This is a genomic window from Aquirufa echingensis, from assembly GCF_042714525.1.
GTDB classification, from domain to species: Bacteria; Bacteroidota; Bacteroidia; order Cytophagales; family Spirosomataceae; genus Aquirufa; species Aquirufa echingensis.
Genome location: NZ_JBBKYA010000004.1, coordinates 309,790 through 329,109, shown reverse-complemented (window position 1 = coordinate 329,109; position 19,320 = coordinate 309,790). Strand labels below are relative to the sequence as shown.

The following is a 19,320-nucleotide window of genomic DNA, read 5'->3' as shown; positions in this document are numbered from 1 at the left end:
AAAGGTCGGAAGATTTTATGAAAAAGGTAAACGCATCACTTGTTGTTTCCAAAAAATTACCTAATTTTGCATTCCTTTTTTCAAGCAAGGTCAACATGAAAGTATTAGAAGCATTTCAGATACCTATTATAGCCTTAGAGGACAAATCGTATCACTACACATTTAGCGGTGACGATGCGTTTTTTGCTGCATTTGAGCAGGATTGGGTGGAAAAAGGACGATTTGAAGTAAGTGTTGACTTAACGAAGTCGGCATTAATGATACAGGTACAGTTGAAGATTTCGGGCTCTATTGAATTGATTTGTGATCGTTCTTTAGAGGTTTTCGATTACCCATTTGAGGTAAATGAGAAACTTATTTATAAGTATTCGGATCATTCAGAGGATTTAGGTGACAACCTGTTTTTATTAGACAGAAAGGAACCAAAACTTGATTTGTCGCAGGATATATTCGATTTCATTGCATTAGTCGTGCCGATGAAAAAGTTACATCCACGCTTTTTGGCGGAAGAAGATGAAGCATCGGAAGATGTATTTATTTATACGACAGAAAGAGCCGATGAAAAACCTGCATCAACCCAAGATGAGGTGATTGACCCACGCTGGGCGGCACTTCAAAAATTAAAAGATTTAAAATAAAATTAATTAACAAATACCATGGCACATCCTAAACGAAGACATTCTACAACACGTCGTGATACTCGTAGAGCACATGATTTCGGAACACCAAAGCAATTGGCAGTAGATAGTCAAACAGGCGAAACGCATTTATTCCACCGTGCTCACGTGCATGAAGGAAACTTATATTACAAAGGTAAAATGATTGTAGAAGGATATTCTACACGTTAATTTTACTAGGCAGGCCAATATTTACGATTTTTTTGAGCTTCGCTGAAAATATCCCGTTAAAATACTATTTTTTGACTAAAATTAATACTATTTTTGTCCTTAGTTTTAGTATTTAAACACCTATTGAATGAACATAGCAATCGACGTGATGGGCGGGGATTATGCCCCAGAAGCAGTAGTTGATGGGATTCTTTTAGCGATTTCAAACTTAGCACCGGAAGAAACTATTCTTGCCGTTGGCCCAGCCGATACAATCAATACATTACTAGCTGATCGTGGATACACGGGCAGTCAGATTCGTGTTATCAACGCGGAACAAGTAATTGAAATGGGAGAACATCCCACCCGAGCATTATCGCAAAAACCCAATTCCAGCATCGGAGTTGGGTTTGCGCTTTTAAAAGAAGGCAAAGCCGACATTTTCGCATCAGCCGGAAATACAGGCGCCATGATGGTCGGCTCTTTATTCTCAGTCAAAACAATCGAAGGCATTCAACGCCCTGCCATTGCAGGCTTTATTCCACAAACGGATGGTACCCATTCGGTGATGTTGGATATCGGTGCGAATGCGGATTGCAAACCTGAAATGCTTGAGCAATGGGCAGTCCTTGGATCAGTTTATGCGGCGGCAACGCGTGGCATTGAGCGTCCACGTGTAGGTTTGTTGAACATCGGTGAAGAGGAACAAAAGGGATCTATTTTGACCCAAGCAACTTATGCTTTACTCAAAGCAAACGATAAACTGAATTTTGTTGGGAACCTAGAAGGAAAAGATGTTTTCCGTGGAAAAGCAGACGTGATTGTTACGGATGGTTTTACGGGAAATATCGTTTTGAAAATGGGGGAATCCATTTACAACATCATGAAGGAGCAAGGAATGGTCAACGAATTTGTGGACCGGACTAATTACGAAAATTACGGCGGAAGCCCAATCATTGGTATAAATGGAAATGTCATCATTGCACACGGCGCTTCAAGCCCAACTGCCATTATGAACATGATTAAATTATGCCAAAACATAGTAAAATCAGAAGTAGCCAATAAAATTAAGGCTGCCTTTGAAAACAACTAAGAACACAACATGTCAAATAAAACAAGCGCAGCCATAACCGGCGTGGCAGGATATGTCCCGGATTATGTGCTTACGAATGAAGAGTTAGAAAAACTCGTTGATACAAACGATGAGTGGATTACCAGCCGTACAGGAATCAAAGAACGTCGTATTTTAAAAGGCGAAGGCCAAGGAACTTCTGTGATGGGAGCCAAAGCCGTAGAAGATTTATTACGTAAGACGAACACAACACCAGACCAAGTTGACCTATTAATTTGTGCAACGGTTACACCAGATTATCTATTTCCTTCAGCATCTAACATGATTTGCAAGGCGGTAGGAATTCGCGAAACGGCATCTTTTGATTTAGCTGCTGCGTGTTCTGGATTCTTAAATGCCTTGGCAGTTGGCTCAGCTTTCATCGAAGCCGGTCGTTACAAAAAGGTCATCATCGTGGGCGCAGATAAAATGTCGGCGATCGTTGATTATACAGACCGCACAACTTGCATCCTTTTTGGAGACGGTGCTGCAGCAGTGATGTTGGAACCGAATACTGAAGGCCTAGGCGTTCAAGACTTCATCTTGAAATCGGACGGCGAAGGTTGCGAAAGTTTGATGCAAAAAGGTGGCGGTAGCGCCTACCCTCCTACGCATGAAACCGTGGAACAAAAATTGCATTACATCCGTCAAGAAGGACAAGCTGTTTATAAATTTGCAGTAACGCGCATGGCGAATGTTTCGGCAGAAATCATGGAGCGTAATCACTTAGTTGGAGATGATATTCGTTTCCTAGTTCCCCACCAGGCCAACAAGCGCATCATTGATGCCACGGCGAGCCGCATGGGTGTGAGTGAAGATAAGGTGATGTTGAACATCCAAAAATATGGTAATACAACAGCCGCAACGATTCCTTTATGTTTATGGGATTATGAAAACCAATTGAAAAAAGGAGATAAATTGATACTAGCTGCCTTCGGGGGTGGCTTTACTTGGGGATCCGCTTATTTAACTTGGGCGTACGATCCCAAATAATTAACAAAACACAATGGCAACTACAGCAGATATTAAAAATGGCATGGTGATTAAATACAATGACGATTTATATTCGATCATTGAATTCCTTCACGTAAAACCAGGAAAAGGTCCAGCGTTTGTTCGGACAAAATTACGTTCATTAACATCGGGCAAAGTAATTGATAATACCTTCAATTCAGGTGTGACGATTTACCCGGTACGTGTTGAGCGCAGAAAATTCCAATTCATTTACAAGGATGAATTTGGCTTCAACTTCATGGACAACGAATCATTTGAGCAAATCCTATTAGGCGAGAACCTATGTGTGATGGCAGATTTGATGAAAGAGGGACAAGAAGTAGAGATTTTGATCAACACCGAAGATGATTCGGCATTATCATGCGAGTTGCCTCCATTTGTGGAATTGAAAGTAACTTACACAGAACCAGGCGTTCGTGGCGATACGGCCAACTCCCCTAAAAAACCAGCAACAGTGGAAACAGGCGCAACCATTACGGTACCTATTTTCATTGAACAAGATGAATTAATCAAAGTAGATACAAGAACTTACTCATACGCAGAGCGCGTTAAGTAATTTCTACTACATTTGTCAAAACTTAGTAAACGGTCAACCTTTATTATATAACCGAAATGGATACGAAAGAAATACAACGATTACTCGATTATATCGCGAAATCACCTCTTGCAGAAGTAAGCATCGAAACGGAAGGCTTAAAAGTTTCCGTGAAAAAAAATAGCGCAGCAGCACCTACGGTTACGGTTGCGGCAGCTCCTGCTCCAGTAGCAGCAGCACCAGTTGCAGCAGCACCAGCAGCTCCAGCGGCGGCACCAGCAGCAGCACCGGTTGCAGATAACCTTTACACGGTGAAGTCACCAATGATCGGAACATTCTACCGTGCAGCGGGTCCAGATAAAGATAACTACGTAGAAGTAGGATCAGAAATCGCACCAGGCAAAACACTTTGCATGATTGAGGCGATGAAATTGTTTAATGAAATCGACTCAGAAGTATCGGGTAAAATCGTTAAAATTTTAGTGGATAATGCAAGCCCAGTGGAGTTTGACCAACCATTATTCTTAGTAGAAAAAGCTTAATTATGAGCCTAGCGCATACCACCTTGGGTTTGAGTATGCGATTAGACAAATCAATTACTATGTTTAAAAAAATACTAATTGCAAACCGTGGAGAAATTGCCTTGCGCATCATCCGTACTTGCAAGGAAATGGGAATAAAAACCGTCGCTGTTTACTCTACGGCTGACCGGGAAAGTTTACACGTGCGCTTTGCGGACGAGGCCGTATGTATCGGACCGCCGCCAAGCCGTGATTCTTATTTGAGCATTCCAGCATTAATTTCAGCTGCAGAAGTAACTGGCGCGGATGCTATCCACCCAGGTTACGGTTTCCTTTCAGAAAATGCAGAATTTTCACGCATCTGTTCAGAACACAGCATCAAGTTTATTGGCGCATCGGCTGAAATGATCAACCAAATGGGTGACAAAGCTACTGCCAAAGATACCATGAAGAAAGCAGGCGTTCCTGTTATCCCGGGTTCAGACGGTTTGCTAGACACGGTTGAAGAAGCCATTGAATTAGCCAAAACAATTGTATATCCTGTTATCATCAAGGCAACTGCCGGCGGTGGGGGACGTGGTATGCGTATCATCCGCGAGGAATCTGAATTCCGTAAATTATGGGATGATGCCAAAATGGAAGCAGCAGCGGCATTTGGCAACGATGGCATGTACATGGAGAAATATGTAGAAGAGCCTCGTCATATTGAGATTCAAGTCGTAGGAGATAAGTTTGGTAAAGTATGTCACCTTTCTGAGCGTGATTGTTCAATCCAACGTCGTCACCAAAAGTTGTGTGAGGAAACGCCATCACCGGCATTGACCGACGAGCTTCGTAGAAAAATGGGCGAAGCAGCAATTGCTGGCGCAACAGCGATCGGATATGAAGGAGCTGGAACGATTGAGTTTTTGGTAGACAAAAACGGAGACTTCTACTTCATGGAAATGAATACACGTATTCAAGTAGAGCATCCGATTACCGAAGAAGTAACGGATTTCGATTTGATCAAGGAGCAAATAAAAGTAGCAGCTGGAATCGCGATTTCAGGTCAAAACTACTTCCCGAAATTATATGCCTTAGAGTGTCGGATTAACGCGGAAGATCCAGCACATGGATTCCGTCCATCACCGGGTAAAATTACCAACTTACACCTTCCGGGTGGACACGGTGTCAGAATTGACTCGCACGTATATTCGGGATATACAATCCCACCGAATTACGATTCGATGATTGCGAAGGTAATCGTGAGTGGCCAAAGCCGCGAAGAGGTTTTACTTCGTATGAAGCGTGCCCTTCAAGAATTCGTTATTGAAGGGGTAAAAACGACTATACCTTTCCACATTAAGTTGATGGATGACCCTGGTTTTCAATCAGGTAAGTTCACAACGGCCTTCATGGAGACATTTGACATGAGTGGAATTTAGGATAAAAAGTGTGTTTAAAGGAAGGAGGCCAAGGCCTCCTTTTTTATTGCCAAATATTTTCCATTAGGTATTGCATATTAGTTCTTGATTTTCTAAATTTGCACTCCCATTTTTCGATTGAATGCCCGTTTGAAAGATAAAATAGGTCATAATCAAATCCTTAAGACAAATTCCGTGGTCTTGGTGGAAATGATTCAACAGTTAAACATTATTAATAGTGGATACTTTAAGTTACAAAACGATCTCTGCCAATAAAGCTACAGTTCAAAAGGACTGGGTGGTAGTAGACGCAGAAAACCAAATTTTAGGTCGTCTTTGCTCTGAAATCGCGAAAATCATTCGTGGTAAGCACAAGGCTTCATACACACCGCACGTAGATTGTGGAGATCAAGTGATCGTCATCAATGCGGACAAAGTTCGTTTGACAGGTAAGAAAATGACTGACAAGGTTTACATCCGTCACACGGGGTATCCAGGTGGTCAACGTTTTGCTACGCCACGTGAGGTTTTAGCTAAAAACCCAAGAGGTGTTGTCGAAGCAGCCGTAAAAGGTATGTTGCCTAAAAATCGTTTAGGACGTGCTTTATTCAACAACTTATTTGTATATGCAGGATCTGAGCATCCACATGCAGCACAACAACCTAAAGAAATCAAGTTTTAACGGACATTACAATGGCAGAAATAACAAGTAAAATCGGAAGAAGAAAGACAGCTATTGCTCGTATTTCAATGACTCCTGGTAAAGGCCAAATCAAAATTAATGGCCGTACATTGACTGATTACTTCCCATCTGAAATTCTTCAGATTGTTGTAAATCAGCCATTCGCTTTAACGAACACAGTAGGTTCATTTGATGTAACAGCTAACGTAGATGGCGGTGGTATCAAAGGACAAGCTGAAGCGCTTCGTTTAGCAATTTCACGTGCACTTCAAACGCAAGATGCAGAATTACGTTCTCCTTTGAAAAAAGAAGGATTCTTAACGCGTGACCCTCGTATGGTTGAGCGTAAGAAACCAGGACGTGCGAAAGCTCGTAAGAGATTCCAGTTCTCTAAGCGTTAAAAAGGGTCCGTGGAAAAGGCTTGTCTGTTGCCGATGCCTTTTCCACTTTTTTATTTTTCACATTCTTAAACAACCAAAATGGCACAATTAAGCTACAACGACTTGCTTGACGCAGGCGTTCACTTCGGTCACTTGACACGTAAGTGGGATCCAAAAATGGCTCCATACATCTTTATGGAGAAAAATGGTATCCACATCATTGATCTTAACAAAACAATTTCTAGCCTTGAAGAAGCTTCGCAAGCAATGCGTGCTATCGTTCGTTCTGGTCGCAAGATCATGTTCGTTGCGACTAAAAAACAAGCGCAAGAAGTAGTAACTGCTGAAGCAGATAAATTAAAGATGCCATACGTAACTGACCGTTGGTTAGGTGGTATGTTGACAAACTTCGCGACTGTACGTAAGTCCATCAAGAAAATGTCAAGCATCGACAAGATGTTAAAAGACGAAGTTATCGTTAAAACCCTTGCGAAACGTGAGCGTTTAATGATGACACGTGAGGAAGAGAAATTAAAGCGTGTGTTAGGTGGTATCACCGACTTGACTCGTCTACCAGCGGCATTGTTCGTGATTGACGTGAAGCGTGAGCACATCGCTGTATCTGAAGCTAAGAAATTGGGTATCCCAGTTTTCGCTATGTGTGATACAAACTCTAATCCTGAATTAGTAGACTTCCCTATCCCTGCTAATGATGATGCGTACAAATCAATCGCTATTATCGTTAAAGCAATCAGCAAAGCAATCGAAGAAGGTTTATCTGAGCGTAAGCAAGATAAAGACGATGCGCGTATCGCTGAAGAGGAAGAAGCAAAACGTGCGGTAGACGCAACAGATGCTCAAGAAGCTGCTAAGGTAGCCGCTAAGTACGAAAAAGAAGCAGAACAAGAATAAACAATATTCATATTATGTCAATTACAGCCGCAGACGTTAATAAATTACGCCAAATGACTGGCGCTGGGATGATGGATTGCAAGAAAGCTTTGACTGAAGCCAATGGTGACTTCGAAGCTGCAGTCGATATCCTTCGCAAAGCAGGTCAAAAAGTAGCAGCAAAACGCGCTGACAACGAAACCAACGAAGGTGTCGTGTTAATCGCAATGAACGCAGATCACTCAAACGGTAAATTAATTGCCCTTGCTTGTGAAACTGAGCCCGTTTCTAAAGTTGATGCATTCAATGATTTAGCTAAAAACATCTTAGATGCTGCCGTGAAATCTCACGCTCCATCTGCACATGATTTATTAGCTGAACCTCTAGCTGATGGCCGTTCTGTAGAAGGACACATCATCGAGCTTACAGGTAAAATTGGTGAGAAAATCACGTTAGCTGCTTACGAGAATATCTCAGCGGAAAAAGTTGTTTCATACATCCACTCTAACAACAAAATCGGTGTTTTAGTCGCATTCGAAAATGTTCAAGGATTTGATGTAGCTGAAGTAGGTAAAGACATCGCGATGCAAATCACTGCGATGAAACCAGTTGCTTTAGACAAAGACGGCGTTGATGCTGAAACGATCGAGCGTGAAATCGAGATCGGAAAAGATCAAGCTCGTCAAGAAGGCAAGCCAGAAGCTATGTTAGAAAAAATCGCTGTAGGTAAATTAGAGAAGTTCTACAAAGAGTCTACTCTTTTGAACCAACAGTTCGTTAAGGATTCTTCGATCACGATTCGTCAATATGTTGAGTCGGCTCAAAAAGGATTAACAATCGCTTCATTCAAGCGTATTGCTTTAGTCTAATCCCTAATTAAGTTTTAAAAAGGTCAGCCCAACAGCTGACCTTTTTTTGTTGGCTAAATTATCCCCACATGCCCCTTCCCCACTTGAATTAATCGGGACAATTTTCTAAATTGTGGTAAAATTTAGTTTTAACATTTTCGAACAAAATAAGCTGCAATGGCCCAGATTGTGATATTAGGTGGAGGTGAAAGTGGTGTAGGCGCTGCCTTATTAGCGCAAGCCCAAGGACATCAAGTCTTTCTCTCCGACCAAGGAGAACTCAAGGCCGCTTATCAATCGGAATTAAGCCAACATCAAATACCCTTCGAGTCAGGCCAACATACCCTCGAGCGTATTTTGCAAGCCGATGAAATTATCATCAGCCCCGGTATTCCTGAAAAATCAGACATCGTTCAAGCGATCAAAAAACAAGGAATATCCCTCGTTTCTGAAATCGAATATGCTGCACGTTATACCGACGCAAAAATTATAGCCATTACCGGTAGTAATGGAAAAACAACGACTACCCTCCTCACCTATCACCTGCTTAAAGAAGCCGGATACCATGTAGGTCTGGCTGGGAACATTGGTCAAAGTTTTGCCAAACAAGTATTGGAAAAGGCCTTCGACTGGTATGTCTTGGAAATTTCCAGCTTCCAACTTGATCGTTGCTTTCAATTTGCGCCCGATATTGCCGTATTGGTTAACATTACCCCCGATCACCTCGATCGCTACGAATATAAATTTGAAAACTACATCCACTCCAAGTTCCGTATTTTCCAAAATGCGAAAGCTGCAACAACTTGCATCTATTGGGGTGATGATGAAGTAATCCAACAATACAAGAACTTAATTCCTGCCAGCACGCAGAAACAAGAGATTCATTTTGCACCAGCTACAGGAAGCGCGACCATCACCGAACAAGAAATTATTTTCGAAGCAGGTCGTATCCAACGCGCATCAGCGCCGATTCAAGGCCCTCACAATGCCATGAACATGTCGGCGGCTATTCTCGCGGCTACAGCAGCCGGAGTCAGCTGGGAATCCATTATCCAACACCTACCCACATTCCAGAATGCACCGCATCGCCTAGAACCTTGCGGAGAATGGAAAGGTGTACGTTTCATCAATGATTCGAAGGCAACGAATGTAGACGCTGTTTACTATGCCTTAAACAGCTTTAATCAGCCTATCATCTTGATCATTGGAGGTGTGGACAAAGGCAATGAATACAAGGTCTTAGATACGCTCGTGAAAGAGAAAGTAAAAGGCATGATTTGCCTGGGGACAGATAATAGCAAATTAGAAAATCATTTTGGGCAAATGCTTGCGCATTTTACCCAAACCGACAAACTTGAAACAGCCGTTCAACAAGCCATGGATTGGGCTAAAGAAGGGGACATTGTTCTCCTTTCTCCCGCTTGTGCAAGTTTCGACTTATTCAAAAATTACGAAGACCGCGGTGACCAATTCAAGGCTACTGTCAAAAAATTGACCCATGGAAGCTAAAATAACGAAATACCTCAAAGAACACTTGGTGGGCGATTACCAAATCTGGTTCATCGTCCTACTGTTGAACATCTTCGGATTGTTGATTCAGTTTTCAACGAAAAGTCGGATGACCATGAGTGGACCCTTTGAGCCCTTAACTTCCATCATCAAAACCATTGCAATCCTGATAGCATCGTTCTACCTGATGTCATGGATATCGCGTCAGAATTACATCAAAATCACCCGATTTAGCAATATTTTCCTCTTCCTCTCTTGGGGCCTTATCTTATTTGCCTATTTCTTCGGAGAAAGTAAAGGGGGCGCCAGTCGGTGGATTAACCTGGGTTTTGTGTCGTTTATGCCTTCGGATATGGCGAAATTGTGCCTGACAGCTAGTTTGGCGAAGATCTTTTCGACCCGACAAGCCGACCAAAGTCAATACAACATTGCGACGGCTATCGTGATTCTGATCTTGATTGGAGTTACTTGTTTCTTAATCATGTTGTCAAATTTCTCGACAAGTATCTTGATTTTCATGACGAGTATCGTCTTGATGTTTTTTGGTCGGGTACCCATCAAATACATCAGCGGCATCGTAGGCATTGTAGCTTTTGTCGCAGTCATGGTGGTTTCCTTGGGAATAGGCCAACGGGCCGCAACGGTTCGTTCTCGTATTGCTACCTTCATCATGCGTGTCAGCGAACACGATAAATCGAAGTTGAAGGAGATGAATAAGAGCGATGAAAACTACCAAATCAACTTAAGTAAATATGCGATTTCCACGGGTGCTCTAATTCCCAAAGGACCCGGAAATAGCCAATATCGTTATCTTTTATCACAAGCTGAATCCGATTTCATTTACGCGATTATCCTGGAAGAATACGGACTTTTTATGGGAATCCTCATCCCACTGTTTTTCCTCTGGTTTATGTGGCGAGGTTCATCCGTGATTCGATACAGTGGCAAACCCCTCGGCGGATTGCTTTCAGCAGGATTAACCTTTTCGATTGTTATTCAGGCCTTCATTAATATGTTGGTTGCCGTAGGTGCAGGACCGGTAACGGGCCAACCTTTGCCCATGATTTCCGCGGGTGGAACTTCATTGGTATTTACAGCGATCAGCATTGGACTTATTTTATCCATCAGCCGCGACAAGGAAATGGAAACTAAAATTTAATTACTTTGAGTATCAAACGTGTTATTATTTCAGGAGGAGGAACAGGAGGTCACATCTACCCGGCTATCGCCATTGCATCTGCTTTAAAAGAAATTGATCCAGAGATCGAATTCCTATTCGTAGGTGCCGAAGGCAAAATGGAAATGGAAAAAGTTCCCAAAGCCGGTTTCAAGATTATCGGCCTACCGATCGTCGGCATAAACCGCGCACATCTCCTGAAAAATCTATTATTTCCTGTAAAATTGGTCAAAAGCCTTTTTAAAGCATTCCAAATATTAGCCGATTTCAAACCCGATGTTGCTATTGGCGTAGGCGGTTATGCCTCTGGACCAATGTTATTAGCCGCTTGGACCAAAGGAGTTCCATTTTATATCCAAGAGCAAAATTCCTATGCGGGAATTACCAATAAGGCCTTGAGCTCAAAAGCCAAGCAAATATTTGTTGCCTATCCGGGCATGGAGAAATTTTTCAGCCCATCTAAATTAATCCTTTCGGGTAATCCAGTTCGGAAAGATTTAATCGATATATCTGGAAAGAAAGCGGCGGCGGCTAAGTTATTTGGCTTATCCCCCGACAAACCTACCATCTTGATTATAGGCGGTAGTCAAGGCGCGCGAAGCATCAATCAAGCGATTTTACATGGATTAGAGGCATTGGCTAATGCAAATGTGCAAATCGTTTGGCAAACAGGCGTAAGTTTTGAGTCGGAGGCCAAAGCAGCCTGCGAGAAATTCCCAGCCTTACCGTCATATGTCTCGGCATTTATTTACGAAATGGATTTGGCGTATGCCATGGCCGACTTAGTTGTATCTCGTGCGGGAGCTTTATCCGTTTCTGAAATTTGTTTGGCAGGAAAACCGAGTGTTTTGGTCCCATTCCCGAATGCGGCAGAAGACCACCAAACGGAAAATGCGAAAAGTCTCGTGCAAGAAAATGCAGCCATTTTAGTGCTGGATTCCCAAGCGAAGGAAAACCTAGTTCCTACCGCGCTTAAAACATTAGCAGACAAAAACCTTTTAGCTACCCTAGCTGAAAATAGTTTTGGTATGGGAAAACCCAAGGCAGCCCAAGAAATTGCAGAAACCATTCTAAAGAATTCCACATGCGCATAGATATCAAATTAGCTGAGCTGAAACAAGTGTACTTTTTAGGAATTGGCGGGATTGGTATGTCGGCGCTCGCGCGTTGGTTCCTGCAAAATGGATTTCCGGTGGCTGGCTATGATAAAACAGAAAGCCCACTCACAAAAACGCTTGTCGAGGAAGGAATGGACATCCATTACAGTGATGATGTTTCTTTGATTCCCTCCATTTGTTTAGAAAACCCAGCGGCTTGCTTATTCATATACACGCCTGCAATTCCTGCTGATCACATCGAGAAAAACTATTTGTTGGGCCAAGGAATTACCTTATGGAAACGTTCGCAGATTCTCGGATGGATGACCGAACAAATCCCAACACTCGCGGTCGCAGGAACGCATGGAAAAACGACTACATCTTCTCTTTTGACGCATTTATTGGTTCATGCGAATAAAAATGTCACGGCCTTTTTAGGGGGGATTACCCAAAACTATGGGACAAATTTCATCCCGAATCACGGGCCAGAAAATATTGTTTCTGTCGTAGAAGCTGACGAATATGATCGTTCCTTTTTAACCTTGTATCCACAAGCAGCTGTTGTTACTTCAACCGATGCGGATCATTTGGATATTTATGGAGCGGCAGAACAAGTGTTGGAATCATTCCAATTATTTGTTGACCAAATTAAACCCGAAGGCTTTTTCATTCAAAAAGCGGGACTAAATTTGAAAGGCCCTGCGGATTCTAAGACTTTTGGAATCGAGCAAGGTGACTATCAAGCACAAAACATTCGCATTGAAAATCACCGCATGGTATTTGATATGCTTTATCCCGGCGGAAGCATCAGCGATATTCCGATGCGAATTCCTGGATTTCATAACATTGAAAATGCCTTGGCTGCGGCAGCTTTGGCTATGTACCACGGACTTACCCCTGATGAGGTAAAAGCGGGTATCGCGAGCTTTAAAGGTGTCAAACGCCGCTTTGAGTACCACGTGGAAACGCCTGAACATGTGCTGATCGACGACTATGCACACCATCCTACGGAAATTACGGCTTGTTTGAAATCGGTGAAGGCTTTGTATCCCAACGAAAAATTGGTCGCCGTTTTTCAACCTCACTTATTTTCGAGAACCCGTGACTTTTTAGCCGACTTTGGCGAAAGCCTAGGATTGGCAGACGAAATCTATTTGTTGGACATATATCCGGCCAGAGAATTACCGATTCCAGGCATTGATTCGAATTTATTATTGGAAAAAATTCCAAGCCAAAACAAGCAAGTAATTAGCAAATCAGCGTTTATTGAGCGCATGAAACTCGACAAGCCTAAACTTTTGGTGACAATGGGAGCCGGAGATATCGACTTGCTTTTGAATGATTTAAAAATGGCCGTAACTTCGTAGGATATTTTACCATGAGTCAGAAAATTCGAATTGATTTCGCGCGTGTCAAAAAGCTAATCACCCTGGTGATATTAGCTGGCTTGGCTATAGGCGCAATTATATTCGCCGAGATGCATTACCGGGAAATCAAATGTACCGGAATCGTTATTAAATTAGACTCAGAGAATGAACGCCCACTTTTAAGCAAGCAGGACATCAACGTCATGGTCACGAATCAGGGAACTGATTATTTCGTCGACAAGCCCTTAGATGAAATTTCCTTACATAAAATCGAACAGCGCGTGAAGAAAATTCCGCTCGTTAAATCTTGTGAGGCGCATCACGATTTCAGTGGGAAAATTATTGTTTCTGTCAAAGAATATCGCCCCATTGCACGTATTCTACATTTTACGTCGGGTGAGTCGAATTACAAGGATCAATATGTCACGCATGAGGGTAAATTCATTGGAACAAGTTCCTTGTTTACGCCGCGCGTGCTGATTGCTTCGGGTCCTTTTTTTACTGGCAAACGCAAAGAATTGTTGGACGAAAGAGGCAAGACCTTAATTCCCTTATTTGAATTCATCAATAACGATGATTTCTGGCGCGCGCAAATTACACAAGTGATCGTTGCAGCAGATGGTGGTGTCGTATTGATTCCAGCCATGGGACAAACGTATATAGACTTTGGTTTACCCATTAAAATTGAGACCAAATTCAAAAAATTAGCCTTGTTTTACAAGAAAATCATTCCTAATAAAGGTTGGAATACTTACCATTGGGTACACCTGAAATATAAGAATCAGGTAATTTGTGATTAATTGCCTAATTTTATATTTTAGTAGAATTCAACATAATTATAGTTCTTATTTTATATGCGAAACGATTTAATCATAGGTCTAGATATTGGTAGTTCATCGGTACGTGCTGTAGCCGGAAAGCAAACAGCAAATGGAACTTTGGAAATTGTCGCTACTGGATCTTCAAATACCTCCGGATACATTTTAAACGGAGAAATCGTTAACATCAATAAGACCTCAACGGCCATTGCTGATGCCATTAATCAAATTGCACAAGCATTACCTGGCAAGTCCAAAGAATATTATTTTTCTTCGAATCTCTCAGGAAGTCACATCAAGGTTACTCCTTTCACGATCTCGAAAACGCGCAAAAACGCATCCGATCCGGTAACGGTTAAGGATATTGTCGATATTACCGAAGAAGCTAAAAAGAACGTCGCGGAGAAAAATCCCTGCGTTTTACATACCCTTCCAATCGGATTTAAAGTTGGGAATTTACCAGAAACCCTAGAACCGATTGGCCAAATTGGCGCTACGATTCAAGGCAATTTCATGGTCATCACTGCCCAACTGGATAAATTTGAACTGTTTAGCCGTACCTTGAAATCAGCGGAATCAGATCATATCAAAGGTGGAAATTTATATTTCAGCCCATTAGCTAGTTCTAGTTCCGTATTAAATGCCGATGAGAAACAACAAGGTGTTGTTTTAGTAGACATCGGCAGTGGTACAACAGAAATTAGCATCTACCAAAACAAACGTTTGAAACATGCAACGGTGTTAAACTGGGGTGGAGATCGCATTACAGAAGATTTACGCATCGGATTAGATGTTACCTCAGAACATGCAGAAGCATTGAAAACGCGCTTCGGAACAGCAGTACATCGTCTAATCGACTTAAATGAAGTGGTTTTAATTCCGGGTATTGCGGGGAGAAAACCAACGCCTATTTCAGTAAAAAACGTTGCGATCATCATTGAGGAGCGCATGAAGGAATTGGCAGCGATCGTGATGGCTGAAATTCAAAAAACGACACAAGCGCAATTACTACGTGGCGGAATTGTGATTTGTGGTGGAGGAGCTCAGCTTCCAGACCTTGATGATTTGTTCCAAAAAGTAACAGGCTTAGAAACGCGTATTGGTTTACCCGACGCAACGGCTGCTTTTGGACTTACAACCGACATTAAAGACCCAGCATTTGCCACATCGATTGGATTGGTGCAAGTATATTTTGATCAAATCAATGCTGCAGAGGAAAGCAATGAGGAAGTTCCTAACATTCCTTCGTCTCAGCCAAGTCAGCCCGACAAAACGAAGCCTAAACCTCCGAGCATCAAGGATATCTTTGGCCGTTTAGTTGACTCCCTTGTAGGTACCGAAGGAGATGATGGCGGAAGCTACTAATCAACATAAAAAAAGGCGCTACGAATAGCGCCTTTTTTGTTATACTTTTGGTGGTCTTTTCTTCCAGACCTTCTTCTTACCTTTAAATCCACCTCCACCACTTGGCTTGAATGTCTTCGCCTCGCCTGGATTGTAAGCAGGCGTTTCGCCAAATTCCTCCGGAACGGGTGATTTCGTTACTTCCTTTTCCAAAAGTCGTTCGATAGCTGCAAATTTACGCTGCTCCGCTTCCGTAATCAAGGTATATGCCGTTCCTTTCGTTTGAGCACGTGCCGTACGGCCTATACGATGAATATAATCCTCCCCGTCGTTCGGCACATCGTAATTGATAACTAATTCGATTTCATCGATGTCAATTCCCCGACTCAAAATATCGGTAGCCACCAAGATTTTCGTTTTCTTATTTCGAAAATCTTGCAATACTTGCTCGCGTACGTCTTGTTCCAAATCGGAATGAATTTCTTCTACCGAGAAACGAGCACGCTTTAAATCAGACGTTAAGGATTTTACATTCTGCTTCCGAGAACAGAATACAATGACGCGGGTATAATCTTGGCGCTTCAATAAATGTTTAACCAACGCACTTTTTTGCTTTTCATACACCACAAAAGCCTCTTGTACGATGGCCTCAGGGGGTTTAGAAACCGCAATCGTTACTTCGACAGGGTCCTGCATTAATTTACGAGCGAGGTCACGCATTTTAGGTGGCATCGTCGCAGAGAATAATAGGTTTTGACGCTCCTTGGGTAAATATCCCGTAATCTTCATCAAATCATCGTGAAAACCCATGTCCAACATGCGATCCGCCTCGTCCAAGACCAAATACTTCACATGCTTCAAGTCGACATAACCCATATTCAAATGGGCAATCATGCGACCTGGTGTACAAACGACCAATTCAACCCCAGAGGTTAAAGCCGTCTTTTCTGTCGTAAAGGAATTTCCATCACCACCGCCATATACGGGCATGCAACTCACATTGGTAAAATAGCCTAAACCCTCCATGTTCCCAGCAATTTGAACAGCTAGTTCACGTGTAGGGACAATGATCAATGCATTAATGTGATTTTCGGAATGTTCTTCCGTCAATAGTTTATGGATAATCGGCAACAAAAATGCCGCCGTTTTTCCCGTACCAGTCTGAGCCGATGCTAGAACATCGCGTCCGGCTAAAATTGGCTTCATCACCTGTTCTTGGACAGGTGTGGCCGTCTTATAGCCCATGGATTCGATCCCCTCTAATAATTTTTCGGCTAAGCCTAGTTCTCTGAATGTCAAAATGTTTTTGTTTGTAGATAGTCGCTAGTCACTAGTCGCTAGTCCATGATTTCTTACTCTTTACTCTTACCTCTTAACTCTTACTTCTTAACTCCCTAATACCCCATCTCCCTCTCTATCAACTGAATCAAAATATGAATCACCTTGATATGAATCTCTTGAATCCGGTCGGCATATCCGAAATGATCAACGCGCACTTCGAAAACATTGTCGAATGCTGCTAATTGGCCTCCGTCTTTGCCCGTAAATAAAACTACCGCCATTCCTTTCGCCTGAGCAGCTTTCACCGCTTCAATAATATTGGCTGAATTACCACTCGTTGATATACCAAAAAGGACATCTCCCGCATTTCCTAAGCCTTCAATAAACCGAGAAAAGACATAATTATAGCCAAAATCATTACTCACACAGGAAATGTGCGAAGGGTCTGATATCGCCATCGCAGCCAATGCTGGACGGTTTTCCCGGTAACGTCCCGATAATTCTTCCGCGAAATGCATCGCGTCGCAATGGCTACCACCATTTCCACAGGCAATAATCTTTTTGCCTTGTTGGAGCGCACCCACTAAACAATTTGCTGCTTTTTCGATGGATTCTATTTTAGCCGGATTGCTAAAAAACTGATCTAAAACCTGTTGGGCTTCCTGAAGATTGGCTTGAATGATATCTTTCAACTGCGTTTAATTTTGCGTAAAGATACGCATAATTTAAAAATCCCCACCGGCTCCGCCTCCACCAAAATCACCACCTCCAAAACCGCCGAAATCAAAGCCTCCACCGCCCGAAGATCCACCCCGGTCATATCCACCGCCTCCTAAGAATATCGGAGGGAAAAACATACCGCCTCCACGGGAACCCGGGCCAGATCCTCCACCCTTATTTTTGATGGCACGAATAATATTGATGAGAACGATAACAAGGAACACAATTACAAAAACAGGTATCCCAGAAGGCTCGTCGGAACCATCCGACTGGAATTGCCCACTGGCCCGCTGCATCATTTCTGTTGTCGCCGCATCCAAACCATTGTAATAATCACCACGTTTGAAATACGGTTTTAGAATTCGATTGATGATTCGTTTGCAAATTGCATCTGGCAATACATCTTCGATCCCACGCCCCGTGACAATCCGAATTTTCCGATTGTCCATGGATACCAGAATCACAACACCGTTGTTCTTGTCTTTTTGGCCTACCCCCCAGCTTTTACCGATCGCCATGGCATAATCGTATGGATCAGTATCGCCCGTGGTAGGAACTAAAACAATCGCAAATTGTGTCGATGTAGAATCTGCATAGCCGCGTAATTTCTGCTCCAATTGTTGGGCTTCATTCGCCTGCAACAAGCCGGCTTGATCAAGCAAATATCCGTTTGGCTTCGCAGGGATATCTTGCCCCCAAAGGGTTGAGGAAAGCAATAAAAATCCAATAATTAACTTCAAGCTATTCCCCATACGACAACTCATCCGATAATTCATTCACATCCTCCCGCTGGTACGGAAAATAAATTGCTAAGGCCTCTCCGATCCGACGAACGCCTAAGGCTAGTCCGGCACCGAATTCTTCCTTCGCTAATAAAGGGCGCATCTCATCGCGAATGGTTTCCCAAAATTCAAGGGGAACGTTGGCATCAATTCCTTTGTCCCCGATGATCGAAAATTTACGATCCTTCACGGCTAAATAAACCAATACCCCATTTTGCAAATCGGTTTTTTGCATGCCTAATTGAAAAAAGAGCACCTTCGATCGCTCGATTGGGTGCCCTTCACAATGACTTTCCACGTGTAAACGAATTTCCCCAGAAGTCTTTTTTTCTGCCTCCTGGATCGCTTGAATAATTTCCGCCTCGTGTGCCGCGCTTAAATGCATCTTATTTCTTCTCGTCAAAATTTACCTCAGGTGCTTTCTCAGAACCTGCCTCCGCTTGGAAGAAACCTTTCTCTGTAAAACCAGAGAACGAAGCGATTAAACTGTTCGGAAATGTTACGATTAAGGAATTATATCCTTTGACCGAATCATTAAAACGATCACGCTCCTCTTTGATACGATTTTCTGTTCCTTCCAATTGCGCTTGAAGCTCAGAGAAATTCTCCGTTGCTTTCAATTGCGGATAGTTTTCAGCTACCACCATCAAACGGGATAATGCGCCTCCTAAGGAAGATTGAGCCGCTTGGTATTTTTGCATATTCTCAGGACTTAAATCCTTTGCATCTAATTTCATTTGTGTCGCAGAAGCACGGGCTTCAATAACCGCTGTCAAGGTAGATTTCTCAAAGTTCGCAACCCCTTGAACGGTTTTTACCAAATTAGGGATCAAATCCGCACGACGCTGATAAGCACTTTGCACATTCGCCCATGAAGCCTTCACTTCTTGGTCACTTGTCGCCATACTGTTACGCGCACCTACACCCCAAAAAATAACTAAAGCAATTACGCCTAATACAATCCAAATTTTCTTGTTCATCGTTTAAAAAATTAAAGGTTTGTTGTCCGGCAA

General features: G+C 42.7%; 22 protein-coding genes. 17 read left to right on the top strand and 5 right to left on the bottom strand.

The window, feature by feature from the left end:
* The first annotated feature begins 17 nt into the window (after positions 1 to 17).
* The 17 genes from SKC38_RS09425 (at position 18) to ftsA (ending at position 15,545) form a co-directional block, all read left to right on the top strand.
* Complete coding sequence (locus SKC38_RS09425; RefSeq protein ID WP_377976884.1) at positions 18 to 638, top strand: YceD family protein; 621 nt, start codon at positions 18 to 20, stop codon at positions 636 to 638.
* 18 nt (positions 639 to 656) lie between these two features.
* Positions 657 to 848: a 50S ribosomal protein L32 gene (rpmF, locus tag SKC38_RS09420; RefSeq protein WP_377976883.1), complete on the top strand. Its 192-nt coding sequence runs from the start codon at positions 657 to 659 to the stop codon at positions 846 to 848.
* 127 nt (positions 849 to 975) lie between these two features.
* The gene (plsX, locus tag SKC38_RS09415; RefSeq protein WP_377976882.1) at positions 976 to 1,920 is read left to right on the top strand and encodes a phosphate acyltransferase PlsX; all 945 of its coding nucleotides are present in this window, start codon (positions 976 to 978) and stop codon (positions 1,918 to 1,920) included.
* A gap of 9 nt (positions 1,921 to 1,929) precedes the next feature.
* Complete coding sequence (locus tag SKC38_RS09410; protein WP_377976881.1) at positions 1,930 to 2,931, top strand: beta-ketoacyl-ACP synthase III; 1,002 nt, start codon at positions 1,930 to 1,932, stop codon at positions 2,929 to 2,931.
* Between the two features lie 13 nt (positions 2,932 to 2,944).
* Entirely contained in the window at positions 2,945 to 3,508 is a 564-nt protein-coding gene (efp, locus tag SKC38_RS09405; protein ID WP_377976880.1) for an elongation factor P, read from the top strand.
* A 56-nt stretch (positions 3,509 to 3,564) separates the two neighbouring features.
* The gene (gene accB / locus SKC38_RS09400; RefSeq protein WP_377976879.1) at positions 3,565 to 4,029 is read left to right on the top strand and encodes an acetyl-CoA carboxylase biotin carboxyl carrier protein; all 465 of its coding nucleotides are present in this window, start codon (positions 3,565 to 3,567) and stop codon (positions 4,027 to 4,029) included.
* Positions 4,030 to 4,088: 59 nt separating this feature from the next.
* Positions 4,089 to 5,432 carry an acetyl-CoA carboxylase biotin carboxylase subunit gene (gene accC / locus SKC38_RS09395; protein ID WP_377976878.1) on the top strand — a complete coding sequence of 448 codons (1,344 nt, stop codon included), beginning with the start codon at positions 4,089 to 4,091 and terminating at the stop codon, positions 5,430 to 5,432.
* A gap of 217 nt (positions 5,433 to 5,649) precedes the next feature.
* A complete protein-coding gene (gene rplM / locus SKC38_RS09390) occupies positions 5,650 to 6,093 on the top strand; it encodes a 50S ribosomal protein L13 (protein WP_315577075.1) in 444 nt (147 codons plus the stop codon).
* Positions 6,094 to 6,104: 11 nt separating this feature from the next.
* Positions 6,105 to 6,494: a 30S ribosomal protein S9 gene (gene rpsI / locus SKC38_RS09385; RefSeq protein ID WP_315577074.1), complete on the top strand. Its 390-nt coding sequence runs from the start codon at positions 6,105 to 6,107 to the stop codon at positions 6,492 to 6,494.
* 78 nt (positions 6,495 to 6,572) lie between these two features.
* Positions 6,573 to 7,385 (top strand): 30S ribosomal protein S2, encoded by an 813-nt coding sequence (gene rpsB / locus SKC38_RS09380; protein WP_315577073.1) that lies wholly within the window; start codon positions 6,573 to 6,575, stop codon positions 7,383 to 7,385.
* Positions 7,386 to 7,399: 14 nt separating this feature from the next.
* Positions 7,400 to 8,233, top strand: coding sequence for a translation elongation factor Ts (gene tsf / locus SKC38_RS09375; RefSeq protein ID WP_377976877.1), 834 nt, complete (start codon positions 7,400 to 7,402; stop codon positions 8,231 to 8,233).
* A 156-nt stretch (positions 8,234 to 8,389) separates the two neighbouring features.
* Positions 8,390 to 9,721 (top strand): UDP-N-acetylmuramoyl-L-alanine--D-glutamate ligase, encoded by a 1,332-nt coding sequence (gene murD / locus SKC38_RS09370; RefSeq protein WP_377976876.1) that lies wholly within the window; start codon positions 8,390 to 8,392, stop codon positions 9,719 to 9,721.
* Complete coding sequence (locus SKC38_RS09365) at positions 9,711 to 10,880, top strand: FtsW/RodA/SpoVE family cell cycle protein (protein ID WP_377976875.1); 1,170 nt, start codon at positions 9,711 to 9,713, stop codon at positions 10,878 to 10,880. Before murD ends, SKC38_RS09365 begins: the two co-directional genes overlap by 11 nt.
* Before the next feature lie 11 nt (positions 10,881 to 10,891).
* Complete coding sequence (gene murG / locus SKC38_RS09360) at positions 10,892 to 11,992, top strand: undecaprenyldiphospho-muramoylpentapeptide beta-N-acetylglucosaminyltransferase (protein WP_377977027.1); 1,101 nt, start codon at positions 10,892 to 10,894, stop codon at positions 11,990 to 11,992.
* A complete protein-coding gene (gene murC, locus SKC38_RS09355; protein ID WP_377976874.1) occupies positions 11,983 to 13,362 on the top strand; it encodes a UDP-N-acetylmuramate--L-alanine ligase in 1,380 nt (459 codons plus the stop codon). Before murG ends, murC begins: the two co-directional genes overlap by 10 nt.
* 11 nt (positions 13,363 to 13,373) lie before the next feature.
* Complete coding sequence (locus SKC38_RS09350; protein WP_377976873.1) at positions 13,374 to 14,162, top strand: cell division protein FtsQ/DivIB; 789 nt, start codon at positions 13,374 to 13,376, stop codon at positions 14,160 to 14,162.
* A gap of 54 nt (positions 14,163 to 14,216) precedes the next feature.
* The gene (gene ftsA / locus SKC38_RS09345) at positions 14,217 to 15,545 is read left to right on the top strand and encodes a cell division protein FtsA (protein ID WP_377976872.1); all 1,329 of its coding nucleotides are present in this window, start codon (positions 14,217 to 14,219) and stop codon (positions 15,543 to 15,545) included.
* A 39-nt stretch (positions 15,546 to 15,584) separates the two neighbouring features.
* Here ftsA and SKC38_RS09340 read toward each other — a convergent pair whose 3' ends face one another.
* The 5 genes from SKC38_RS09340 to SKC38_RS09320 all read right to left on the bottom strand — a co-directional run bounded on the left by SKC38_RS09340 (position 15,585) and on the right by SKC38_RS09320 (position 19,287).
* Positions 15,585 to 16,823, bottom strand: coding sequence for a DEAD/DEAH box helicase (locus tag SKC38_RS09340; RefSeq protein ID WP_377976871.1), 1,239 nt, complete (start codon positions 16,821 to 16,823; stop codon positions 15,585 to 15,587).
* Positions 16,824 to 16,918: 95 nt separating this feature from the next.
* Positions 16,919 to 17,497 carry a D-sedoheptulose 7-phosphate isomerase gene (gene lpcA / locus SKC38_RS09335; RefSeq protein ID WP_377976870.1) on the bottom strand — a complete coding sequence of 193 codons (579 nt, stop codon included), beginning with the start codon at positions 17,495 to 17,497 and terminating at the stop codon, positions 16,919 to 16,921.
* Between the two features lie 33 nt (positions 17,498 to 17,530).
* Complete coding sequence (locus tag SKC38_RS09330) at positions 17,531 to 18,265, bottom strand: TPM domain-containing protein (protein ID WP_377976869.1); 735 nt, start codon at positions 18,263 to 18,265, stop codon at positions 17,531 to 17,533.
* Between the two features lies 1 nt (position 18,266).
* Positions 18,267 to 18,692, bottom strand: coding sequence for a TPM domain-containing protein (locus tag SKC38_RS09325; protein ID WP_377976868.1), 426 nt, complete (start codon positions 18,690 to 18,692; stop codon positions 18,267 to 18,269).
* Position 18,693: 1 nt separating this feature from the next.
* Complete coding sequence (locus tag SKC38_RS09320; RefSeq protein ID WP_377976867.1) at positions 18,694 to 19,287, bottom strand: LemA family protein; 594 nt, start codon at positions 19,285 to 19,287, stop codon at positions 18,694 to 18,696.
* Positions 19,288 to 19,320 lie beyond the last annotated feature (33 nt).